This window comes from Pseudomonas sp. HMWF021 (assembly GCF_003061005.1).
GTDB lineage: Bacteria > Pseudomonadota > Gammaproteobacteria > Pseudomonadales > Pseudomonadaceae > Aquipseudomonas.
Genome location: NZ_QAIK01000059.1, coordinates 37,610 through 57,177 on the forward strand (window position 1 = coordinate 37,610; position 19,568 = coordinate 57,177).

Annotated in this window: 17 protein-coding genes; 6 read left to right on the forward strand and 11 right to left on the reverse strand. The window is 60.1% G+C overall.

Annotation, left to right across the window (positions count from 1 at the left end; genetic code table 11):
• Nucleotides 1-4 precede the first annotated feature (4 nt).
• The 7 genes from algG to yaaA form a co-directional block, all read right to left on the reverse strand.
• A complete protein-coding gene (gene algG / locus DBR18_RS07810; protein WP_108589929.1) occupies nucleotides 5-1,591 on the reverse strand; it encodes a mannuronan 5-epimerase AlgG in 1,587 nt (528 codons plus the stop codon).
• 26 nt (nucleotides 1,592-1,617) lie between these two features.
• Nucleotides 1,618-3,099 (reverse strand): alginate export family protein, encoded by a 1,482-nt coding sequence (locus tag DBR18_RS07815; protein WP_108589912.1) that lies wholly within the window; start codon nucleotides 3,097-3,099, stop codon nucleotides 1,618-1,620.
• A complete protein-coding gene (gene algK, locus DBR18_RS07820; RefSeq protein ID WP_305891530.1) occupies nucleotides 3,096-4,601 on the reverse strand; it encodes an alginate biosynthesis TPR repeat lipoprotein AlgK in 1,506 nt (501 codons plus the stop codon). Before algK ends, DBR18_RS07815 begins: the two co-directional genes overlap by 4 nt.
• Before the next feature lie 15 nt (nucleotides 4,602-4,616).
• Nucleotides 4,617-5,786, reverse strand: coding sequence for an alginate biosynthesis protein Alg44 (locus tag DBR18_RS07825; RefSeq protein ID WP_108589913.1), 1,170 nt, complete (start codon nucleotides 5,784-5,786; stop codon nucleotides 4,617-4,619).
• A gap of 35 nt (nucleotides 5,787-5,821) precedes the next feature.
• A complete protein-coding gene (gene alg8 / locus DBR18_RS07830; protein WP_371921076.1) occupies nucleotides 5,822-7,303 on the reverse strand; it encodes a mannuronan synthase in 1,482 nt (493 codons plus the stop codon).
• 388 nt (nucleotides 7,304-7,691) lie between these two features.
• Nucleotides 7,692-9,008 (reverse strand): nucleotide sugar dehydrogenase, encoded by a 1,317-nt coding sequence (locus tag DBR18_RS07835; RefSeq protein WP_047601441.1) that lies wholly within the window; start codon nucleotides 9,006-9,008, stop codon nucleotides 7,692-7,694.
• Between the two features lie 811 nt (nucleotides 9,009-9,819).
• A complete protein-coding gene (gene yaaA, locus DBR18_RS07840) occupies nucleotides 9,820-10,599 on the reverse strand; it encodes a peroxide stress protein YaaA (RefSeq protein ID WP_108589915.1) in 780 nt (259 codons plus the stop codon).
• Nucleotides 10,600-10,897: 298 nt separating this feature from the next.
• Here yaaA and DBR18_RS07845 point away from each other — a divergent pair, with 298 nt between their 5' ends.
• The 6 genes from DBR18_RS07845 to DBR18_RS07870 all read left to right on the forward strand — a co-directional run bounded on the left by DBR18_RS07845 (nucleotide 10,898) and on the right by DBR18_RS07870 (nucleotide 16,170).
• Nucleotides 10,898-11,974, forward strand: a complete 1,077-nt coding sequence (locus DBR18_RS07845; protein WP_371921078.1) for a polysaccharide deacetylase family protein — start codon at nucleotides 10,898-10,900, stop codon at nucleotides 11,972-11,974.
• Nucleotides 11,975-12,310: 336 nt separating this feature from the next.
• Entirely contained in the window at nucleotides 12,311-13,705 is a 1,395-nt protein-coding gene (locus DBR18_RS07850) for a PhoH family protein (RefSeq protein WP_108589917.1), read from the forward strand.
• 256 nt (nucleotides 13,706-13,961) lie between these two features.
• Complete coding sequence (moaC, locus tag DBR18_RS07855; protein ID WP_108589918.1) at nucleotides 13,962-14,435, forward strand: cyclic pyranopterin monophosphate synthase MoaC; 474 nt, start codon at nucleotides 13,962-13,964, stop codon at nucleotides 14,433-14,435.
• Nucleotides 14,432-14,674, forward strand: a complete 243-nt coding sequence (gene moaD / locus DBR18_RS07860; protein ID WP_108589919.1) for a molybdopterin converting factor subunit 1 — start codon at nucleotides 14,432-14,434, stop codon at nucleotides 14,672-14,674. Before moaC ends, moaD begins: the two co-directional genes overlap by 4 nt.
• 3 nt (nucleotides 14,675-14,677) lie before the next feature.
• Nucleotides 14,678-15,130 carry a molybdopterin synthase catalytic subunit MoaE gene (gene moaE / locus DBR18_RS07865; RefSeq protein ID WP_108589920.1) on the forward strand — a complete coding sequence of 151 codons (453 nt, stop codon included), beginning with the start codon at nucleotides 14,678-14,680 and terminating at the stop codon, nucleotides 15,128-15,130.
• Between the two features lie 263 nt (nucleotides 15,131-15,393).
• The gene (locus DBR18_RS07870) at nucleotides 15,394-16,170 is read left to right on the forward strand and encodes an ABC transporter substrate-binding protein (protein ID WP_108589921.1); all 777 of its coding nucleotides are present in this window, start codon (nucleotides 15,394-15,396) and stop codon (nucleotides 16,168-16,170) included.
• 81 nt (nucleotides 16,171-16,251) lie between these two features.
• Here the strand turns inward: DBR18_RS07870 and DBR18_RS07875 are convergent, their stop codons facing one another.
• From DBR18_RS07875 to DBR18_RS28920, 4 genes are all read right to left on the reverse strand, one after another.
• On the reverse strand, nucleotides 16,252-16,878 hold the full coding sequence (locus DBR18_RS07875) for a transcriptional regulator (protein WP_108589922.1): 627 nt from the start codon (nucleotides 16,876-16,878) through the stop codon (nucleotides 16,252-16,254).
• Between the two features lie 92 nt (nucleotides 16,879-16,970).
• On the reverse strand, nucleotides 16,971-18,098 hold the full coding sequence (locus DBR18_RS07880) for an FAD-binding oxidoreductase (protein WP_108589923.1): 1,128 nt from the start codon (nucleotides 18,096-18,098) through the stop codon (nucleotides 16,971-16,973).
• Between the two features lie 137 nt (nucleotides 18,099-18,235).
• On the reverse strand, nucleotides 18,236-19,180 hold the full coding sequence (locus DBR18_RS07885; protein WP_108589924.1) for an ornithine cyclodeaminase family protein: 945 nt from the start codon (nucleotides 19,178-19,180) through the stop codon (nucleotides 18,236-18,238).
• Between the two features lie 138 nt (nucleotides 19,181-19,318).
• Nucleotides 19,319-19,568 (reverse strand): helicase-related protein (locus tag DBR18_RS28920; protein ID WP_256588617.1); only part of this gene is annotated, 250 nt, incomplete at its 5' end.

Below are 19,568 nucleotides of genomic sequence, written 5' to 3' on the forward strand. Positions count from 1 at the left end.
ATCCTCAGTCCTGCAATTCGGTCTGGCGTTCGACAGGGTCGATCAGCACGGCTTTCTGCTGGCGCACCAGCAGGTCGAGAATTTCATCCTGGCGCTCGCCGAGGATGCCGTTGAAGCTGATGCCGCTGGATTTGGTCGGCGCCAGCATCGATACCCGATACAGCTCGACGCTCAATGGCGAGTCGATGGCCATCGGGCCGCTGCCGTTGGCCGCCAGTTCACCGCCGACCACGATCAGCGAGACTTGCGCGTCAAACGGGTCGAGCTTGATGTCACGGTCGGTGTCGGTCAGGTCCTTGATGTGGCCGTAGACGCCGGTCAGGCCGTTGGCCATGGCGACGTTTTCGTAGAGGCGGATGTTCACGCTGTTACGAATGCGGATGCCGTGGCGCTTGTTGCTGATGACCTTGTTGCCCCACAGCAGGTTGTCGGCGGACTCGTAAAGCGTGATGCCGTCGGTGTGGTTCTTGTAGATCTCGTTGTAGGCAATGATGTTGTTGACGCTGTTACGGTCGATCACCAGGCCCGAGAGGTGGTTGTCGTAGCTCTTGTTGTTGAAGATGAAGCTGTCGTTCACTTCACGGGAAATGATGATGCCGTGCTTCTTCTTCGTACCGTGGACGGTGTTTTCGGCAATGATCAGACCGTGGGAACGGTCGTGCGGGTCGATGCCGTAGACGATGTTGTCCTTGTAGGTATTGCCCTTGACCACGAAGTCGCGGGTTTCGTAGCAGTAGAAGCCGTACCACATGTCGGAGAACTCGGAGCCGACGATCCAGCCGGTCGGTTCAGGGCGCTTGAGCACCTTGGCCATGTTCGGCGTGTACTGGGAAATACTCACCCCGTACGACTTGCTGTTGGCGTAGCCGAAGCTGGCCATCTTGCTGTTGACGATGTAGGTCTCGGTGCCGCCCCAGGCCAGCAGGAACGGCCGGAATTCCTTCGGCGAACGGAAGGTCGCCGGGCCGTTGTCCTTCTCGCGCCAGCCAGTGACTTTGGTGTCACGCACGAACAGCTGACCGTCGTTGACCAGGAACGAACCGGCCTCTTGCGACAGGCGCAACTCCTGGGTCTGGCCGTCGATTTCGAGGATGCCTTTGCGGCCGACCACGATCGGCAGCTTCGCCAGATACACGCCCGGCGCGGTTTCGCTGAAGTACTGCTTGGGCAGTTTTTGCGCCAGATCCTTCAAATTCATATAGCCGTCGTCAACGAAGATCGCCTGCGGGATGCCGTGCTGACGCACCACCCATTCGGCCATCTTGTTGTCGCCGCCGATGAAGTCCTTCAGCGCGTCTTCCTGCATCATCCGGCGCACGCTGATCTTGCCCGGTTTGCTGCGATTGATTTTCGCGGCAGCAGCCTCGGCGGTGAAGCCGGAGAGGTCGGGCAGTTTCGGCTTGGCCAGTTCCAGCGCCTCGGTCGGCGCGCTGCTGACGGTGTAGGTCTTGGCTTGTTGCAGCTCTTTGGCGACGGTCACCGGTTTGCCCTGTTGAGGCACGGCCGGTTCCACCGTGGCGAAGGCGCCAGCGGAGGCCAGCAGCATGGCGCCGGCCAACAGGCTGAGCGAGCCTTTCCTTGCATGGTGCATGTCGGGCACTCCCTTGGCGGTTTGCATCAGAAGCGCCAGATCACGTCGATGAACGCGCGGTGCATGTACGAATCGACCTGGCTGCCATAGGCATCACCGGGCTTGAACACGCCGCCACGGAAACGCACCAGCGCCGACGGTTCGTCGATCGACTGGCTCAACGCCGCTGGCAACAGGCCTTGCTTGAAGTACTTGGTCACCACCAGGTCCATTTCCTGACCCAGATCCTTGTTGCCATCCTGCAGCGGCAGCGAGGTGCTGGAGAGGATCGCGCCGGTGACGTCGTCGGTGTTGTTTTCCACGGCGTTGATGCCGTTGCTGCCCACCGGCTTGTTGCCGTCCACGCGCCAGAACTTGTGGTAGATCAGACTGGCGTCGTACTGGTCGTTGAGCATCCACGAACCGAACAGGGTCGCGGTCTGCATGTTGTTCATTTCGCCACGGAACGCTTCGCCGAAACGGTGCACGCGCGAGCGGGTACCGGTGTAGTTGGAGCGGTTGCTCTCCAGACCGTTCTGCTGGTAATCGGCACTGGCGCGGGCGTAGGCCGCACCGACCTGCCACTGCGGATCGAGGCGCAGACGCACGCCCAGATCGGTGGCCCAGCCGTTGATGTCATCGCTGTGTTTGGCTTGCGCCGGGCGGCTGCCATCGGCGTTCAGCGGGTTGACCGAATCGAGGTCGCCGCTCATGCCGGTGATGCTGCCCCAGTAGTTGACGGTGTTGGTGTTGCGCCAGTTGTAGGCGTCGCTGTCGGCGGTCAGGCCGAGCCAGCTGATGTCGCCGTTCTGGGTCTTGTCGAGGGTGTCGCGGGGCACGCCCGGTTCGGCGTAATCGAGCTTGCCGTTGTCGTGGGTGTGGTGGCCGCGAATGCCGACCCAGTTACCCGGTGTCCACTGATAGGCGGCATCGGCGTAGGCGTGCAGGCGATCCTTGTCTTTGGGCGCCAGCTCTTTGAGGTCGGTGCGGTATTCGCTGAAGCGCTCGGCAACACCGACGTTGGCGCGCAACAGGGTGGTGTCGAAAGTCCAGTTCAGGGCTTCGATGTTGGTGTCGCGCCATTGCCCGTCGTCATTGCGCAGGCGCTGGCGACCGAACTTGAGCATCTCGCCCGGGTACGGCGTGAAGCCGCTGTAGCCGACCCAGAACTCGCGCATCGCCAGGTAGTTTTTCTTGGTCTGGCGGTCACCGCTGTCGGTGGTTTCGGCGCCATCGGACTGCTGCAGGGTGTCGGTCTCGATGATGTCGGTCGAGGTCACGGCCTGGCCCATGGCGTAAGCACTCCATGCACCGCTTTCGCCGTAGATCCACGGACGCAGGTCGAGGCCCACACCGTTGACGTCGCCGCCGCTGGCGGTGCCGAGGTCGCGGTCGTCTTCGGACTGGCCGGTGATTTTCACTTCCAGGCCGAAGTTCTTGGTTTCAGTGATCGCGGCCAGTGTCGGGCAAGACCAGATCAGCGCGAACGTGAGGCCAATGCCGGCCTTCACAAAGGGATTCAACTTCATAGGGATTCCTCGCCGTCTTCTTCTTGCAGGGCGTGCAGTTGCAGCGTGTTCTGGTTCAGGGCGCCACGACTGGCCTGTTCCTGTTGCAGCAGGCGCTGGGCTTCGGCCAGACGCTCGGGCGGCAATTGCGCTGCCAGAGTGGTCGCCAGTTCATCGGCTTGCGGGGTGTTCTGCGCCTTGGCCAATTGGCTGAACACGTAGGCGTTGAGCGGGTCGGGCTTGGTGCCCTTGCCTTGGGAAAACAGTTGGGCGATGGCGAAATCGGCGCTGTTCTGGCCGTTGCGCGCAGCGGTCAGGAGGTGGTCGAGGGCCTTCTGCGGGTAGACCTTGCCCAGGTAACCACGGCGATAGATCTGGCCGAGGTAGTAGTCGGCGGCGACTTCGCGGCCGACGGCTTTCTGGAAGTGTTCTTCGGCGACTTTCGCGTCGGCCGGCACCAGTTTGCCTTCGTAGTAGAGCTTGCCCAGCAACAGTTCGGCGCGCGGCTGGTCGGCGGCGCGGCCGTTGTCCAGGTACTTCATCATCTGATCGACGTCGCCCAGTTCCGGGAAGTCGTAAAGCAGTTGCGCGAGGGTCACCCACGACGCCGGGTAGCCCGGGGCGATCGGTTCGAGCAGCGACTGCGCGGTTTTCTCGTCGGTCTTGCCCAGGGTCGAATCGGCCAGCACGCGGGCCACCGAATCAACGCGCTGCGCGCTGACCGTGCCACGGCTGTAACCGGCCTGCATCTGCTTGATCAGCTCGGCCTGTTGCTCAGGCTGGGCTCGTTTCTGATAGACCGTGGCCAGTTCGACGTAGCAGATGTCGGTGGTGTTGAGCGCGGCTTTGCAGATTTTTTCCACGTCATCCAGATGCTGGTCGTAGGTGCCTTGAGTGCGATACAGCAGCACCTGCGCCAGACCCGCTTCCGGGTAGCCGGATTTGCGCCACTGATCGATCTGCTGCTGCGCGTTGATATTCGGGAAGCTGTGCGGGTATTGCAGGTACAGCATCGCCAGCGGGATCAACGTGTTGCCTTCGCCATTGGCAGCGGCTTTTTTCAGCAGGCTTTCGGCTTCGTGGTGCTCGGCTTCGGTGGAACCCGGTTTGGCTACCAGCAGGCGACCGAGACGGGCCTGAGCCCGTGGCGACACGTCGGCGGCGGCACGGTAAGTCGCCTCGGCCTGTTTGATCTGCTCGGGGTCGCGGCTGTCGACCTGGATATCGGCCAGGCCCACTTGCGCCTCGCTGTAACCCAGATCCGCCAGTGCGCGGTAGTTCTGCGCGGCGGTGGCGGTGTCGCCACGCTTGAGCGCTTCGTTGGCCAGACGCTGGTCGGGCAGGCCCGCGCAACCGGCCAGACTGACCGCCAGTGCCAGCGAGCACACCATATGACCTTTGTGGGAGCTGGCTTGCCAGCGATTCAGGCGGCTCGGTGTGTCAGACAGACCGCGTTGATCCAATCGCTGGCAAGCCAGCTCCCACAGGGATCGCGGTGTTCTCAGGAGACTGATGATGGTCACAGGCATGTCCTCGACTTAAAGACCGGCAGCCATGGCTTTGTCGATCAGCCAGTTCAGGTTCGGGCCACGGTCGCTGTTCACTTCCACCGGGCGCCCGGCGAAGCTGCTGTCCAGCGGTTCGTCCGGCTGGATCTGCACGCGGATGTCGGAGGACAGGTCGGCGCTTTTCAGGCTGGTGCTGCTGACGATCTTGCCGGTGCGGCTCTTGTCTTCGCCGGCGATCTGGAAGCTCACTGGCGTACCCGGACGCACGTCGCCGAACTGGCGATAGGAGAAGCGTGCATCGACGGTGGCCTGGGTGTTGCGCGGCACCAGGGTGAAGATCACGTCGCCCTTGCTCGCGTACTGACCGTCAGCCACCAGTTGCTGGGCCACGGTGCAATCGCAAGGCGAGGTCAGGGTGCCGGTCATCTGCTTGCCGAACAGTTCTTCAACCTTGGCCGGTTGCAACTGGTCTTCGTCGAGATGACCCTTGAGTACGTCGAGCATGCTGGTGCTGAAGGTCGCCAGCGGGGCGCCTTTTGCCGCCACGCCGTCGGACTTGACCAGGCTCTGCACAGTGCCGTCACGGGGCATGGTGATGTTCATCCCCGGCACGCTGACCAGACCGGCCTGCGCATGGCTGACGAAGTACATGCCGTACACCGACTTGAACACGAAACCGAACGCGACCAGGCCGATGGCGAAAATGCCGGCGCTGAAGGTCACGGCTTTCAGACGCCCGAACGGAGTCATGCCGCTGCCGCCGTCCTTGACCTTGCGCGCCTTGGTGAAGTTGTCGCGCTGCAGGGTCGCCAGCACTTCACCCATGCTGACGATGTCGCCGGCCAGGTGCGAAGTGATCAGATGGCGCAGGGTCGAGATGTCCTGCGGCTCCAGGTTCTGGAACTGGCAACCGGCGCGGCCGGTCTGGCGGTCGTAGGAGCGCACCTGCAGCTCGACGTCCATGGCCAGGCCAAGGTTGTCGATGACGAATTGCAGGCGTGCCTTGTACACCTCGCCGAGGGTCAGCGGCAGTTGCCCGGCGTTGAACGCCAGACCACCGGCGGACAGGTCCAGGACCCGCGCTTCGACCGGCGTCCGGTCCGGGCCGAAGAAGCGCAGTTTGGCCGGGATTTTCACTCGGGCGTGCTGACGCTGGGCTTCGGATTCATGCACTACGTTGGCGTTGACGGCGGTATTCATGGGGGCGATTTCCTTGTTAATTCAATAGGGGCAGGTCAGACCATCATCAGCAGCACGGCGACGAAAATGCTGCCGGCGGAGAAGGTCATGGTCCGAGACGACCAGGTGTTGAACCAACGTTGAAAGCTGGCGAGATCACGGGTCAGGGAAGTGGGTTGGCGCGTCCAGGATTGCTGGTCGAGGCGGAAGAACACGTAGATCTTCACCAGCGCACCGACGATCTGGTTGTAATAGAGAATCGCGGGATAGGCCGGGCCGATCCGGTGACCGGAGCACGACAGCAGCAAGGTCAGAATCAGGCGGGTGATGCCGATCCACAGCAGGTAGGCGAGGATGAACGCGCCGCCGTACTTGAAGCTGGCGATGATCGCCACGGTCAGGCCCAGCAGGGACGTCCACATCGATACGCGCTGGTCGAACAGCACTACCGAGGTGAAGGCGCCAAGGCGTTTCACACCCAGGCCCAGCGCTCGCGAGTTCTGGCGCAGGTTGTTGCCGTACCAGCGGAACATCAGTTTGCGGCTGGCCTTGATGAAGCTCTTTTCCGGCGGGTGTTCAACGGTGTTGATCGCGGCGTCCGGCACATAAAAGGTGTCGTAGCCCAGGCGCATCAGGCTGAACCAGCTCGACTTGTCGTCGCCGGTGAGGAACTTGAAACGGCCCAGGCGCCAGTGTTGCAGCGAGTCGCTTTCGACGTCGGCGATGAATTCCGGGTCGGTCACCACAGTGGCGCGGAATACCGACATGCGCCCGGTCATGGTCAGTACGCGCTTGGACAGGGCCATCGAGCACATGTTGATGTGGCGCTGGGCGAAACGCAGCTTGTGCCATTCGCTCATGATGTAGCCGCCGCGCACTTCGCAGAATTCGTTGGTGGTCAGGCCGCCGACGTTGCCGAACAGCTGGAACCACGGCACGGTCTTGCGCACGGTGCCTTCGCCGAGCACGGTGTCGCCGTCGATCACCGCCACTACGGCGCGGTCGTCCGGCAGGTGACGGGAGATCGCGCGGAAACCGTAGGCCAGGCCATCGCGCTTGCCGGTGCCGGGAATGCGCACGAAGTCGAGCTTCACGCGGTCCGGCGGATTCATCCGCGCCCACAGCGCTTTGACCAGCAGCTCATCGGACATTTCCACGATCGAGCAGACCACGGTGGTCGGCAGTTCGCAGTCGATGGCTTCCCGGATCACCGAGCTGTAGACCTGCGCAGTGGTCAGCGCGTCGATGCGGAAACTGGTGACCATCAGAAACACATGCGACGGATCCGCCGCCTTACCCAGCTTGCGCACTTTGCGGCGCAGGTGCGGGTAAACGATGTAGAGAAAAATCATGCCGCGCACAAAGTGCGTTGCACCCATCGAGTAGCGCCAGATACCCACGGCGCCAATCAGGAAAATGAAGTCCTTCGACTCGGAGTCGAACGTGGACGTGGGCAGCATCAAGGCCAGGCCCATCAACACACTGAGGTAAAACAGCCAACCGGCGGCCTGAAGTAGGCCGTGCTTTAGCCTGTGCATAATCTGCATCCGTCTCTATCTCGGGCCGGGCCCGATGGGGTTAAGGCAGGCTTACAAAGAACTGCAATGTCACGCGCAATTCGGGCGAACCCTGTGTAGGAGCTGCCGAAGGCTGCGATCTTTTGATCTTCCCCGGTTCACTCAGAACTCAAGTGCGCCGGGTAAAGATCGCAGCCTCGTTTCACTCGTCAGCTCCTACAGGGGGCGTCGGAATCGGGCGAACCCTGTGTAGGAGCTGCCGAAGGCTGCGATCTTTTGATCTTTACGGGTTCACTCAGGATTCGAGTGAGCCGGGTAAAGATCGCAGCCTGCGGCAGCTCCTACATTCCGGGGTCACACATTGGTTGTGCGCCGCCTATGGGTTACGCGGCGGCGCGCAACATCTGTGTTACCAGCAGATCCCTTCGGTACGAGTACCTGGGTTGGTGGCTTTGGCCATGAAGCCGACCAGGTCGATGACCTGTTTGCCTTGCGGTGCTTCCTGGGCCAGCGCGCGGAACTTCTCGTCGCGGTTGCCGAGGATGATCACGTCGGAGTTGTCGATCACCGAATCGAAGTCCGAGTTGAGCAGGGACGACACGTGCGGGATCTTCGACTCGATGTAGTCCTTGTTCGCGCCGTGAACACGGGCGTACTCGACGTTGCTGTCGTAGATGCTCAGGTCGTAACCCTTGCCGATCAGCATTTCGGCCAGTTCCACCAGCGGACTTTCGCGCAGGTCGTCGGTACCGGCTTTGAAGCTCAGACCGAGCAGGGCGACTTTGCGTTTGTCGTGGCTTTCAACGATGTCGAAGGCGTTCTGCACTTGCGATTCGTTGCTGCGCATCAGCGAGTTGAGCAGCGGCGCTTCGACGTCCAGGGAACCGGCGCGGTAGGTCAGGGCGCGCACGTCTTTGGGCAGGCACGAACCGCCAAAGGCGAAGCCCGGGCGCATGTAGTACTGGGACAGGTTGAGGGTCTTGTCCTGGCAGACCACGTCCATCACTTCACGGCCATCGACGCCGACCGCTTTGGCGATGTTGCCGATCTCGTTGGCGAAGGTCACTTTGGTCGCGTGCCAGACGTTGCAGGTGTACTTGATCATCTCGGCGACCGCGATGTCCTTGCGGATGATCGGTGCGTCGAGTTCTTCGTACAGCGATTGCAGAACGTCGCCCGAGGCCTTGTCGAACTCGCCGATGACGGTCATCGGTGGCAGGTCGTAGTCCTTGATCGCGGTGGATTCACGCAGGAATTCCGGGTTGACCGCGACGCCGAAATCGACACCAGCCTTCTTGCCCGAGCAGTCTTCGAGGATCGGAATCACCACGTTGGCGACGGTGCCTGGCAATACGGTGCTGCGCACGACGATGGTGTGGCGGGTGGTTTTTTCACGCAGGACAAAACCGATCTCGCGGCACACCGCCTCGATGTAGTTCAGTTCCAGGTCGCCGTTCTTCTTGCTCGGCGTACCGACGCAGATCATCGACAGGTCGGTGTCACGGATCGCCTCGGCGAAGTTGGTTGTACCGCGCAGACGACCGGTCTCGATACCCTGAGCCAGAAGTTCGCCCAGACCCGGTTCAACGATCGGCGATTTGCCGGCGTTGATCATGTCGATCTTGTCTTTGGCAACATCGACGCCAACCACGTCATGGCCCCGTGCAGACAGGCAACCGGCACACACTGCGCCAACGTAACCCAAACCAAATATGCTGATGCGCATCGCAATTACCTCTGTGTTTTATCAAGCCATTAGATGGCCGGAGTTAATGGTGTTCAGCGGTCATAGTGCACTCGAAAGTGCGGCATACAGGCGCCACAATGCCGTGTGCAGGCATACTAAGTTCCGAGTGTCTAAATAAGTGCACTCAAGATGTGCGCAACTAGGCCTTAGTTGTTATGACTTGCCCTGTTATGCAGCCGATCTTCTTTGTGGAAGACTCTGGCGCATGTGTCTTGTCCGCTTGATGTCGGACGTAACGCCCGTAGATCAAGGGGTTGGGTGCTCAGGCGAGCACGTTTACAGGGGCGCAGCCTTGGCCTTGTAGAGGATGTTTATGGTGCGTATCACCTATCCATCGTTAATCGATCAGATGAGTGAACCATCTAGGCAAGTTGCTGTGACAACTTGGTTACATGGTTCTCTGCTCTGCGTAAGTTATCTCGTACAAACTCGGCGAGAATCGTTACCGGTGGTATGAGCTATGCATTTGGACATAGTTCCTACCCGCTCATCGCGAAATCTGAAATTTTTTGAAATATTGACAAAGATGGCACTGGTCTCAATTTGATAGCACTTTCGATTTGGGCCTTTATAAATCGGTGCGAAATCGAGCTAGATAGTTTTGTGCCACTACCGTAAAAAAATTTATGTGCCACTACTGAAAAAAAGTGCAGCTGTCGAGTGAAACTAAAATTAGAATCGGGGAGGACGATTTTATGGCGCCAATAAAGCGGCGAAATGTGGCGAGGGATTTTTGACGTCGTGCGAGCTGCACGACTCCTTCTATAAAGAGTCGTGCAATGGGCATGCTTTATTCCGGGGCGTGGTCGCGCAGAAACACCAGCTTGTCCGGTTTCGATTGCTCGGCGCTGTAGCGATAACCCTGCACATCGAACTGCTCGAGAAGGGCAGGATCGTTGATTTTTTCCTGAATCACGAAACGGCTCATCAGGCCGCGGGCCTTTTTCGCGTAGAAACTGATGATCTTGTACTGACCGTTCTTCAGATCCTTGAAATCAGTGTTGATGATTCGCGCATTCAGGGCGCTGCGCTTGACCGCCGAGAAGTACTCGTTGGAGGCCAGGTTCAGCAGCACGTCATCGCCCTGTTCGGCGAGCGCTTCGTTGAGCCATTCGCTGATGCGCGTGCCCCAGAAGGCATACAGATCCTTGCCGCGGGCGTTAGCCAGTTTGGTGCCCATTTCCAGACGATAGGGTTGCATCAGGTCCAGTGGACGCAGCAGGCCGTAGAGGCCGGACAGCATGCGCAGATGCTTTTGCGCGTAGTCGAACTGGGCTTCGCTGAATGATTGCGCGTCGAGCCCGGTGTACACGTCACCCTTGAACGCGAGCAGGGCCTGCTTGGCGTTTTCCGGGGTGAAGGCGGGCGTCCAGCTGCCGAAACGCGCGGCGTTGAGGCCGCCGATCTTGTCGGACACATGCATCAGTTCGCTGATCTGTGCCGGGCTCAGTTCACGCAGTTGCTGGATAAGCTCCTGGGAATGGTCCAAGTATTGCGGCTGGGTGAAGCGCTGGGTCGCCGGCGGTGTTTCGTAATCGAGGGTCTTGGCGGGGGAAATCACCATCAGCATGAAGTCGTCTCCTTTAATCGTGGGGGCGATTCTAGGGGGTTGGCCGGGTTGACTCCAGCTATCAAGCCCATAGGTGATCGATGGTGTGCTGGAAAAGATCGCAGCCTTCGGCAGCTCCTACAGGTTACGGTCGACTGTTGGCTGCCTTTGCAGGAGCTGCCGAAGGCTGCGATCTTTTGATCTTTCTTTTGATTGTCCTGCGGCCACCCGCGATATAGTGCCGCGCGGGTTTGGTTATGGAGACACCCCTTTGCGCATTGTTCTTTTATTCACCGCGTGGCTGTTGAGCGTCGGGGCCATGGCGGCGCCGGGTGATGTGGCGACGCTGGATCGCAGCACCTGGCCGGAGCAACTGAGCAGCCCGACGCTGTTCGACGTCGCCTCGCGTGCGGAAATCCTCATGTTCGCCCGGGGCCTGCTGGGCACCGAGGCGCTGGACGAGGCTGCGCTGGCCCAGCGTCTGGGGCTGCGCACGGTCAATGTCGATGCGATCAGCAGTCTGCGGCAGCGGCTCTGGGAGCGCCTGTTGGCCAACTACAACTTCGCCCAGCAGAGCTGCGATCAGGACGCCTCGTTCTGCTTCCTCGTCGAAGACCTGCCGACCCTGCGCGAGCAGGCTGCCAAGTTCGTGGTCAGCGACGACAGCTATTACACCAGGTGGGCCGAGCCGAGCCGGCTGTTTCATCTGCAGTACCTCGACGAGCTGATGCGCAAGGCCGCGCTGTCGCCGCAGACCAGCAGCGAAGTCGATCGTTTTGGCGACTACGAGCGCAGCGGCGACGAGATGCACGACCGGCTGTTTCTGCTGAGTTTCGACAGCGCTGCCAATCTGCAACCGGATAACACCGACTGGATTGCCGACTACCTGCGCAAATCCAGCCTCAGCGGTACGTTCTTCCTGCTGGGCAAGGATGTGCAGGCGCGGTTGGCGGATCGCTCGGTGAGCAACCTGCAATCGGAGTTCTCGAAACAGTGCGTCGGCGTGCAGGGCTGGGAGTTTCGTTCCCACAGCTATTGGCAGGACTGGCAGGACTCGGTGCGCCGCAGCAGCGATCTGGTGAAGAACAAGTTGCCGGAAAACTACGTGCCGCTGTTCCGTCCACCGGAAGGTCAGCGCCGCAGTGACGCGGGCAGTTTTTTTCGCAATCAGGGCCTGCAAGTGGCGTTGTGGGACATCGATGCCCAGGATGGCGCCGGCAAGCTCAAGGGCGCCCAGAGCGCGCAGCGGGTGCTGACCCTGATGCTGTTGTGGCGTCACGGGGTGATCAATTTCAACATGAAACAGGATGCGGTCAAGACCGCGTTGCCGTGGCTGATCACGCAAACTGCGCAAAGCGGCATCGGCTTTGAAGACTGTCAGGACGGGTTTCGCTGACAAACAGAAAAAGCCCGGAAACATTGGGCTTGGGGTGATTTTTCTAGAGAATTCGATGCAGGCGGACTTCCGACTTTAGCGGGGTCTGGACAGTCCGCCAAGGGCTTTTCGTCACTCTGCAAAATAAACTTAAAAAACCGTAAAAGTGCTTTTTTATGTCATGGGTTTTGGAGTATTACGAAGACAGACCGCCGAAACCTGCAACACAGGTGGCGTCTTCCAAGACCCGTTTGTTTGCAGTCACTTGAATCTCCGCAGGTGAGGTTTCGGCAGTCACTTCGAGGCGCAGCACCGCCCAGGTATTGCGTCGAATGGCTCCCACAAAGGTGACCGAGTATGGATGATCACGGACGTAGCCCTTCTTCCAACCAGCCAATCCTTTATGTACTCGATACCAACGTATTGATTCACGATCCAAATGCCCTGCTGAATTTCGAAGAACACCACGTCGCGATCCCGATGACCGTGCTTGAAGAGCTGGACAAGCTCAAGAGCGGCCATCACAGCGTTGCCGCCGAATGCCGTCAGGCTATCCGTTTGATTGACAAGACCCTGGGCGATGCCTCCCCCGAGGACGTCGAACTGGGTGTACCGATCCAGCGCGGCAAGGGCGGGCCGAAAGGCTTGCTGTCAATTCTGATGAGCAAACAGGCCGAATCGAACCTGATTCTGCCCGAGCACCTGAACGACAACAAAATCATCAACCAGCTGATCGACCTGCACACCCGTGATCCGAAGAAGGCGGTGGTGCTGGTGACCAAAGACATCAACATGCGCCTCAAGGCGCGCGCCTGCGGCATCGATGCCGAGGACTACAGCACCGACCAGTTGGTCGATGACGTGTCCCTGCTGCCCAACGGCTACCACAACATGACCGGCTCCTTCTGGGACCGCGTGAGCAAGGTCGATACCCGTCAGGATCACGGCCGCACCTGGCATCAGGTGCAACTGATCGATAACCTGCCGGCGGTGCACATCAACGAGTTCATCATTGACGAACAAGGCTTTGTCGGCTGGATCAAGGAGATCGAAGAAGACAAGCTGCTGATCCTCGACCTGCATCAGGAACCGCTGCTGCACCAGGAAGCCTGGGGCCTCAAGCCACGGGATATTTATCAGAGCCTGGCGCTGTATGCGCTGCTGGATCCGGACATCCACCTGGTCAACCTGTCCGGTGCCGCCGGTTCGGGTAAAACCATTCTGGCGCTGGCCGCAGCGATTGAGCAGACCATGGTCAGCAAGCGTTACCGGCGCATTATCGCGACCCGCAGCGTGCAGGGTCTGGATCAGGAAATCGGCTTCCTGCCCGGCACCGAAGCGGAAAAAATGGAGCCTTGGCTGGGCGCCATCACCGACAACCTCGAAGCCTTGCACATGGATGACGAAAACACCCATGGCAGCGTCGATTACATCCTCAGCAAAGTGCCGTTGCAGTTCAAATCGCTCAACTACATTCGCGGTCGCAGCTTCCAGCAGAGCCTGATCCTGATCGACGAATGCCAGAACCTCACGCCGCACCAGATGAAAACCATCATTACCCGGGCCGGCGCCGGTTCCAAAGTGGTGTGCCTGGGCAACCTGGCACAGATCGACACCCCTTACCTGTCCGCTACCAGTTCCGGGCTGACCTACCTGACCGAACGCTTCAAGGATTTCCCCAACGGTGTACACATCACCCTGCAAGGGGTGCCACGCTCGATCCTGGCCGAATACGCCGAATCGCATCTGTAACCCTCCAACAAAACCGGGCGGCCCAAAAGCCGCCCGGTTTTTTATGCCTGAACAACAACCCCCCTTGATTGATGCCTACCCGATGAACACCACTGATCCACTGTAGGAGCTGCCGAAGGCTGCGATCTTTTGATCTTGTTTTCAAAGTCAAAAGATCGCAGCCTTCGGCAGCTCCTACAAAGGGCCAGTGATAATCAAGCGTGCGGAAATTTGACCCGCAGGTTTACAATCCACGCTCCTGATCAGGAGTAATCCCGTGCTGACTCATCTCGATTCCCAAGGTCGCGCCAACATGGTCGACGTCACCGAAAAAGCCGTGACGTTCCGTGAGGCGACGGCTCAAGCGCTGGTGCGCATGCTCCCCGAAACCCTGCAGATGATCGTCAGCGGCGGCCATCCCAAGGGCGACGTGTTTGCCGTGGCGCGCATTGCCGGCATTCAGGCGGCGAAGAAAACCAGTGATCTGATTCCGCTGTGCCATCCGCTGATGCTGACCGGGGTCAAGGTCGAACTCAGCGCTGAAGGCGCCGACAGTGTGCGCATCGTCGCCCGCTGCAAACTGTCCGGGCAGACCGGGGTGGAGATGGAAGCGCTGACCGCCGCCAGCGTCGCCGCGCTGACCCTCTATGACATGTGCAAAGCGGTGGATCGCGGCATGGTCATCGAAAGCGTGCGTCTGCTGGAGAAGGTCGGCGGCAAGAGCGGGCATTTTCAGGCGGAGCAGCCATGAAGCTGACGGTTAAATTCTTTGCCCGTTATCGTGAAGCGCTGGGCGTGGATTCGGTCGAGGTCGAAGGCGATTTCGCCACGGTCGATGACGTGCGTGCGCTGCTCGCGCAACGTGATGGCGCCGAGGTGCTCAGCGAACAGAACCTGATGTGCGCGCGTAACGAAGACCTGTGCCAGCTCGACGAGCCGGTGAGCGATGGCGACGAAGTGGCGTTTTTCCCCACTGTGACCGGAGGCTGAGCCATGGCGATTCGTGTACAGGCCACGGCATTCGACCCGGGTGCTGAAGTCAACGCGATGCACGCGGCCAACGTTGGCGTTGGCGCGGTGGTGAGTTTTGTCGGTTACGTGCGCGACTTCAATGACGGGCTGGATGTGGCCGGGATGTTCCTCGAACACTATCCGGGCATGACCGAAAAAGCCTTGGCCAAGATAGCCGTCGAGGCCGAGCAGCGCTGGCCGCTGCTCAAGCTTGAAGTGCTGCACCGCATCGGCGCGCTGGAGCCCGGCGAGCCGATCGTGTTTGTTGGCGCGGCCAGCGCCCATCGCCAGGCAGCGTTCGACGCCTGCGCCTTCGTCATGGACTACCTGAAAACCCGCGCGCCGTTCTGGAAGAAAGAAAACACCAGTGACGGTCCGCGTTGGGTGGAAGGGCGTGACAGTGATCATGCCGCTGCGGATCGCTGGAAGAAGTAATCTCTGCATCGCCCTTTAGTCAGCCATCGCTGGCAAGCCAGCTCCCACAGTGTTTTGTGTCGTGCACATATTTTATGTACACCACTGAACCGTGTGGGAGCTGGCTTGCCAGCGAAGAGGCCATCTGCAACACCACAACCTCTCTTTCCTCTAATTGACGATTTGTACACATCAGTCCAATATGGATTTATAAGTACAAAAAACCATTTCAGCTCTTTTCTTCTGTCTTGCCAAACCAACAACAACCCCGCGAGAGAACGAACATGAAGAAACTCCCCCTGATCACCGGTCTGGCCCTGAGCCTGTTGGCGTGCACCAGCTCGTTTGCCGCCGAGAAAACCCTGCGCATCGGCATCGAGGCCGCTTATCCGCCGTTCGCCTCGAAAACCGACAAAGGTGAAATCGTCGGTTTCGACTACGACATCGGCAACGCCCTGTGTGCGCAGATGAAGGTCAAGTGCGTGTGGGTCGAGGGTGAGTTCGATGGCCTGATTCCTTCGTTGAAAGTGAAGAAAATCGACATGGCGCTGTCGTCGATGACCATCAACGAAGATCGCAAGAAATCCGTGGATTTCACCCACAAGTACTACTTCACCTCATCGCGACTGGTGATGAAGGAAGGCGCCACGGTCGATGACCAGTACGCCAGCCTCAAGGGCAAGACCGTCGGCGTGCAGCGCGCGACCACCACCGATCGTTATGCCACCGAGGTCTTTGAACCGAAGGGCATCAACGTCAAGCGCTACGGCAACAATGAAGAAATCTACATGGACCTGGCGGCCGGGCGGCTCGATGCTATTTTCGCCGACACCATTCCGCTGACCGACTTCCTGTCGATGCCACGCGGCAAGGGATATGCGTTTGTCGGGCCGGAGCTGAAGGATCCCAAGTACGTGGGCGAGGGCGCGGGGATTGCGGTGCGCAAGGGCAATACCGAGCTGGTCAGCGAGTTGAACACGGCCATCGACGGGATTCGTGCCAGCGGCGAATATCAGAAGATTTCCGAGAAGTATTTCAAGTCCGACATCTACGGCGACTGATCGAAAAAGATCGCAGCCTGCGGCAGCTCCTACAGGAGAACTCATTTGTAGGAGCTGCCGAAGGCTGCGATCTTTTGATCTTCAGCCCTTCAATTCCTTCAAATGCTTGTACACCGTCGCCCGCCCCATGTTCAGCACATTGGCCACATAGTTCGAGGCGCTCTTGCCCTTGAACGCGCCTTCGGCGTGCAGCGCCAGCACCAGTTCGCGCTTGTGATCGCGGGTCAGCAGATTCAGGCTCAGCTGGCGCTCGCGCAGCCAGGCGTGGAGAAAGGTGTTGATGCGTTCCTGCCAGTCATCGCGAAACAGTGAGTCCGGCTGCGGGATCAGCTTGCTCGGCGACAGGAACAGGTCCAGCGCGGCCTTGGCATTCTCGAACAGCGAAATATTCAGGTTGATGCACAGCACCGCCAGCGGCCGTTCTTCACTGTCGCGCAGCACGGTGCTCAGGCTGCGAATCTTCTGGCCGTCCCAATTCAATTTTTCATAAGGCCCGATGTTCCGCTCGCTGACGTCCTCGCTGAGCATGTCTTCAAGCGATGAATCGTCGCCGATCTCGCGCTTGGACAGGTTGTTGGCGATGTAATCGACCTTCTGTGTGCGCAGGTCGTGCAGTACCACTTCGGCGTGGGGAAAGAACAGCGTGGCGATGGCGTCGGCGATGGCACGGAAGTTATCCAGTGCCGGATCGAATTCGGGGGCGGTCATGATTGTGGAGCTCCAGGCGGCGTCAGCGCCCCCGTGCACGGGGGCGCTGCGAGTGTGCCGCAATCCGTTGGGCGCGTCATCCGCAGGGGGCATCAGCGCAGTCGTGAAAGAGAGAGCATGGCGCTGCTCAGACCGAACTGCTGCAACGACTCAGGCAACGGCTCACCGCGTACCAACGCCGCACTGGCCTGACCCATCGCCGGCGAAGTCTGAATGCCATAGCCACCCTGGGCGGCGACCCAGAACAGCCCCGGCACCTGTGGATCGAAACCGCTGAGCAAGTCACCGTCGGCGACGAAACTGCGCAGCCCGGCCCAGGTACGGGTAGGGCGGCGGATGGTCAGGGTCGTGGCTTCTTCGATCTGGTAGATGCCCATGGCGATGTCCAGCTCTTCCGGCTGCACGTCATGCGGTTCGACCGGATCGGCGTTGGCCGGCGAGCCGAGGAACATCCCGGCGTCGGGCTTCATGTAGAACGATTCGTCGAGGCTGACCAGCATCGGCCAATGATGAATGTCCACGCCCTCGGGGCCGGCGAAAATGAACGCCGCGCGGCGCTTGGGTTGCAGGCCCAGCGCTGGTGCGCCGGCCAGTGCACCGATCTTGTCGGCCCAGGCGCCGGCGGCGTTGATGACGACCGGCGCGCTGAAGGTCTGGCCGTTGGTCTGCACTTGCCAGAGGCCGTCGGCGTCGCGACTCAAGCCCAGCACCTCGCAATCGGTGTGCACTTCGCCATTGTTACGACGGATACCGCGCAAGTAACCCTGATGCAGGGCGTCGGTGTCGATGTCGCTGGCGGTCGGGTCGTAGATCGCGCCGTGGACCTTTTCCCGGCGCAGGATCGGCAGACGGGCGCAGGCTTCGTCGGCGCTGAGCAACTGCATCTCCGGCACCGTGGCTTTGGCGCTGAGGTACTGGTTATTCAGTTCGGCGACGTCACCGGTGAAATCCACGGTCATTTCGCCGCGCGGCGTGAGCAGTGGATGCTCGCAGAAGCCACTGGGCGGATTATCGAAAAACTCACGGCTGGCCAGGGTCAGCGCGCGCACTTGCGGCGTGCCGTAGGCTGCGGTGTACAACGCCGCCGAGCGCCCGGTGGAGTGGTAGGCCGGGTGCGACTCGCGCTCCAGCACAATCACTTTGGCGTGGGGCGACAGCCAGAAACCGGTGGAAGCGCCGGCAATCCCGCCGCCGATGATGATGAAGTCTGCCTGGCTCATGAAAATCTCCTGAGTCATTAAGTTTCTCTGTAGGAGCTGACGAGTGAAACGAGGCTGCGATCTTTTGATCTTGTCTTTTGAACATCAAAAGATCGCAGCCTCGTTTCACTCGTCAGCTCCTACAGGGGATCGAGGTGTCAGTGCGTGAGGTGATAAACCGCATTGGCCAACGCGATGTCTTCCAGGCCCAGGCCGATCGAGCGGAAAAACACGTGACGGTCGTAACCGGGGCGCGGCACTTTCTCGCTGAGCAGATCAGCAAGGTCACCGACAATCGCAGACTTGTCCCAGCCATGCTGCCCGGCAGCAATCAGCATCTCACCCGCCGAACCCGGTGTGGTCAGCCGATAATCACAGAACACCTGCATGTCGCCCAGGCTCTGCGGCGGCACTTCATGGGCGCGTGGTGCGTTGGTGCTGATCGAGGTGATCAGCGCCGGTTTGCTCAAGGTCGCCGGATCGATCACCGGGCCGGCGGACGAGGTGCAAAGCATGATCACGTCAGCATCGTGCACGGCGGTTTCGCGGCTGTCGGCGATCTGCACCCCCGGGAATATCTCCTGCAGTTGCGCACGGGTTTCAGTGTCTTCAGACAGGCTCGGCGAATACACACTGATGTTTTGCCAGTCGCGCAAACCTTTCACGTAATGCAGATGCGCCTGGGCAACCTTGCCGCTGCCGATGATCGCCAGTCGCGAGGCGTTCAGCGGGGCGAGGGTGTCGACCGCCACCGCAGTGGTGGCGGCGGTACGGGCGGTGGTCAGCTCGCCGGCATCGCACAACAGCAACGGCTGGCCGGTTTTCATGGACATCAATAGTGTCCACGCTGTCACCAGTGCACCTTGCTCGTGAACGATGTACGGCGAGGTTTTCACGCCGTACACACCGTCTTCGGCCATCACCCCCAGATAGTTGATGAAGTCGCCGGCGCCCTGCGGAAACTCCACCAGTTGTTGCGCCGGTTGCACGGCGTGGCCGGCGGCGAGGTCGCGGAACAGTTTGCGCAGGATCTGCGGCACGTCGATGCGCGCCAGCAGCTCGCGGGCCCGGGTTTGGTCGATCACGCAGGGTGTACTGGACATGTCAGGCTCCGCTGTCTGGAAATAAACTAATTTGTCTATTATGGACTTTTAGTTGTCTATCGCAAGCGCCTGCTGAAACACCGGGCAAAAAAAAAAGCGCAGTCCGTCACCGGCTGCGCTTTTTGCGTTACGGGTCGCTTACTGCAGCTGCGGACGCTTGCGTTCCACTGCACGCAACAGATGCGTGGGCGGTGTTTCGCAGCTGATCTTGCGACCGAGCTTCTCTTCGATGGACGGCAACTGGTAGGAGTCGTCTTCACCGGCGAAGCTGATCGATACGCCGTCAGCGCCCGCCCGACCGGTACGGCCGATGCGGTGTACGTAGTCGTCCGGGACTTCCGGCAGGGTGAAGTTGATCACGTGGCTGATGCCGTCGATGTGGATGCCG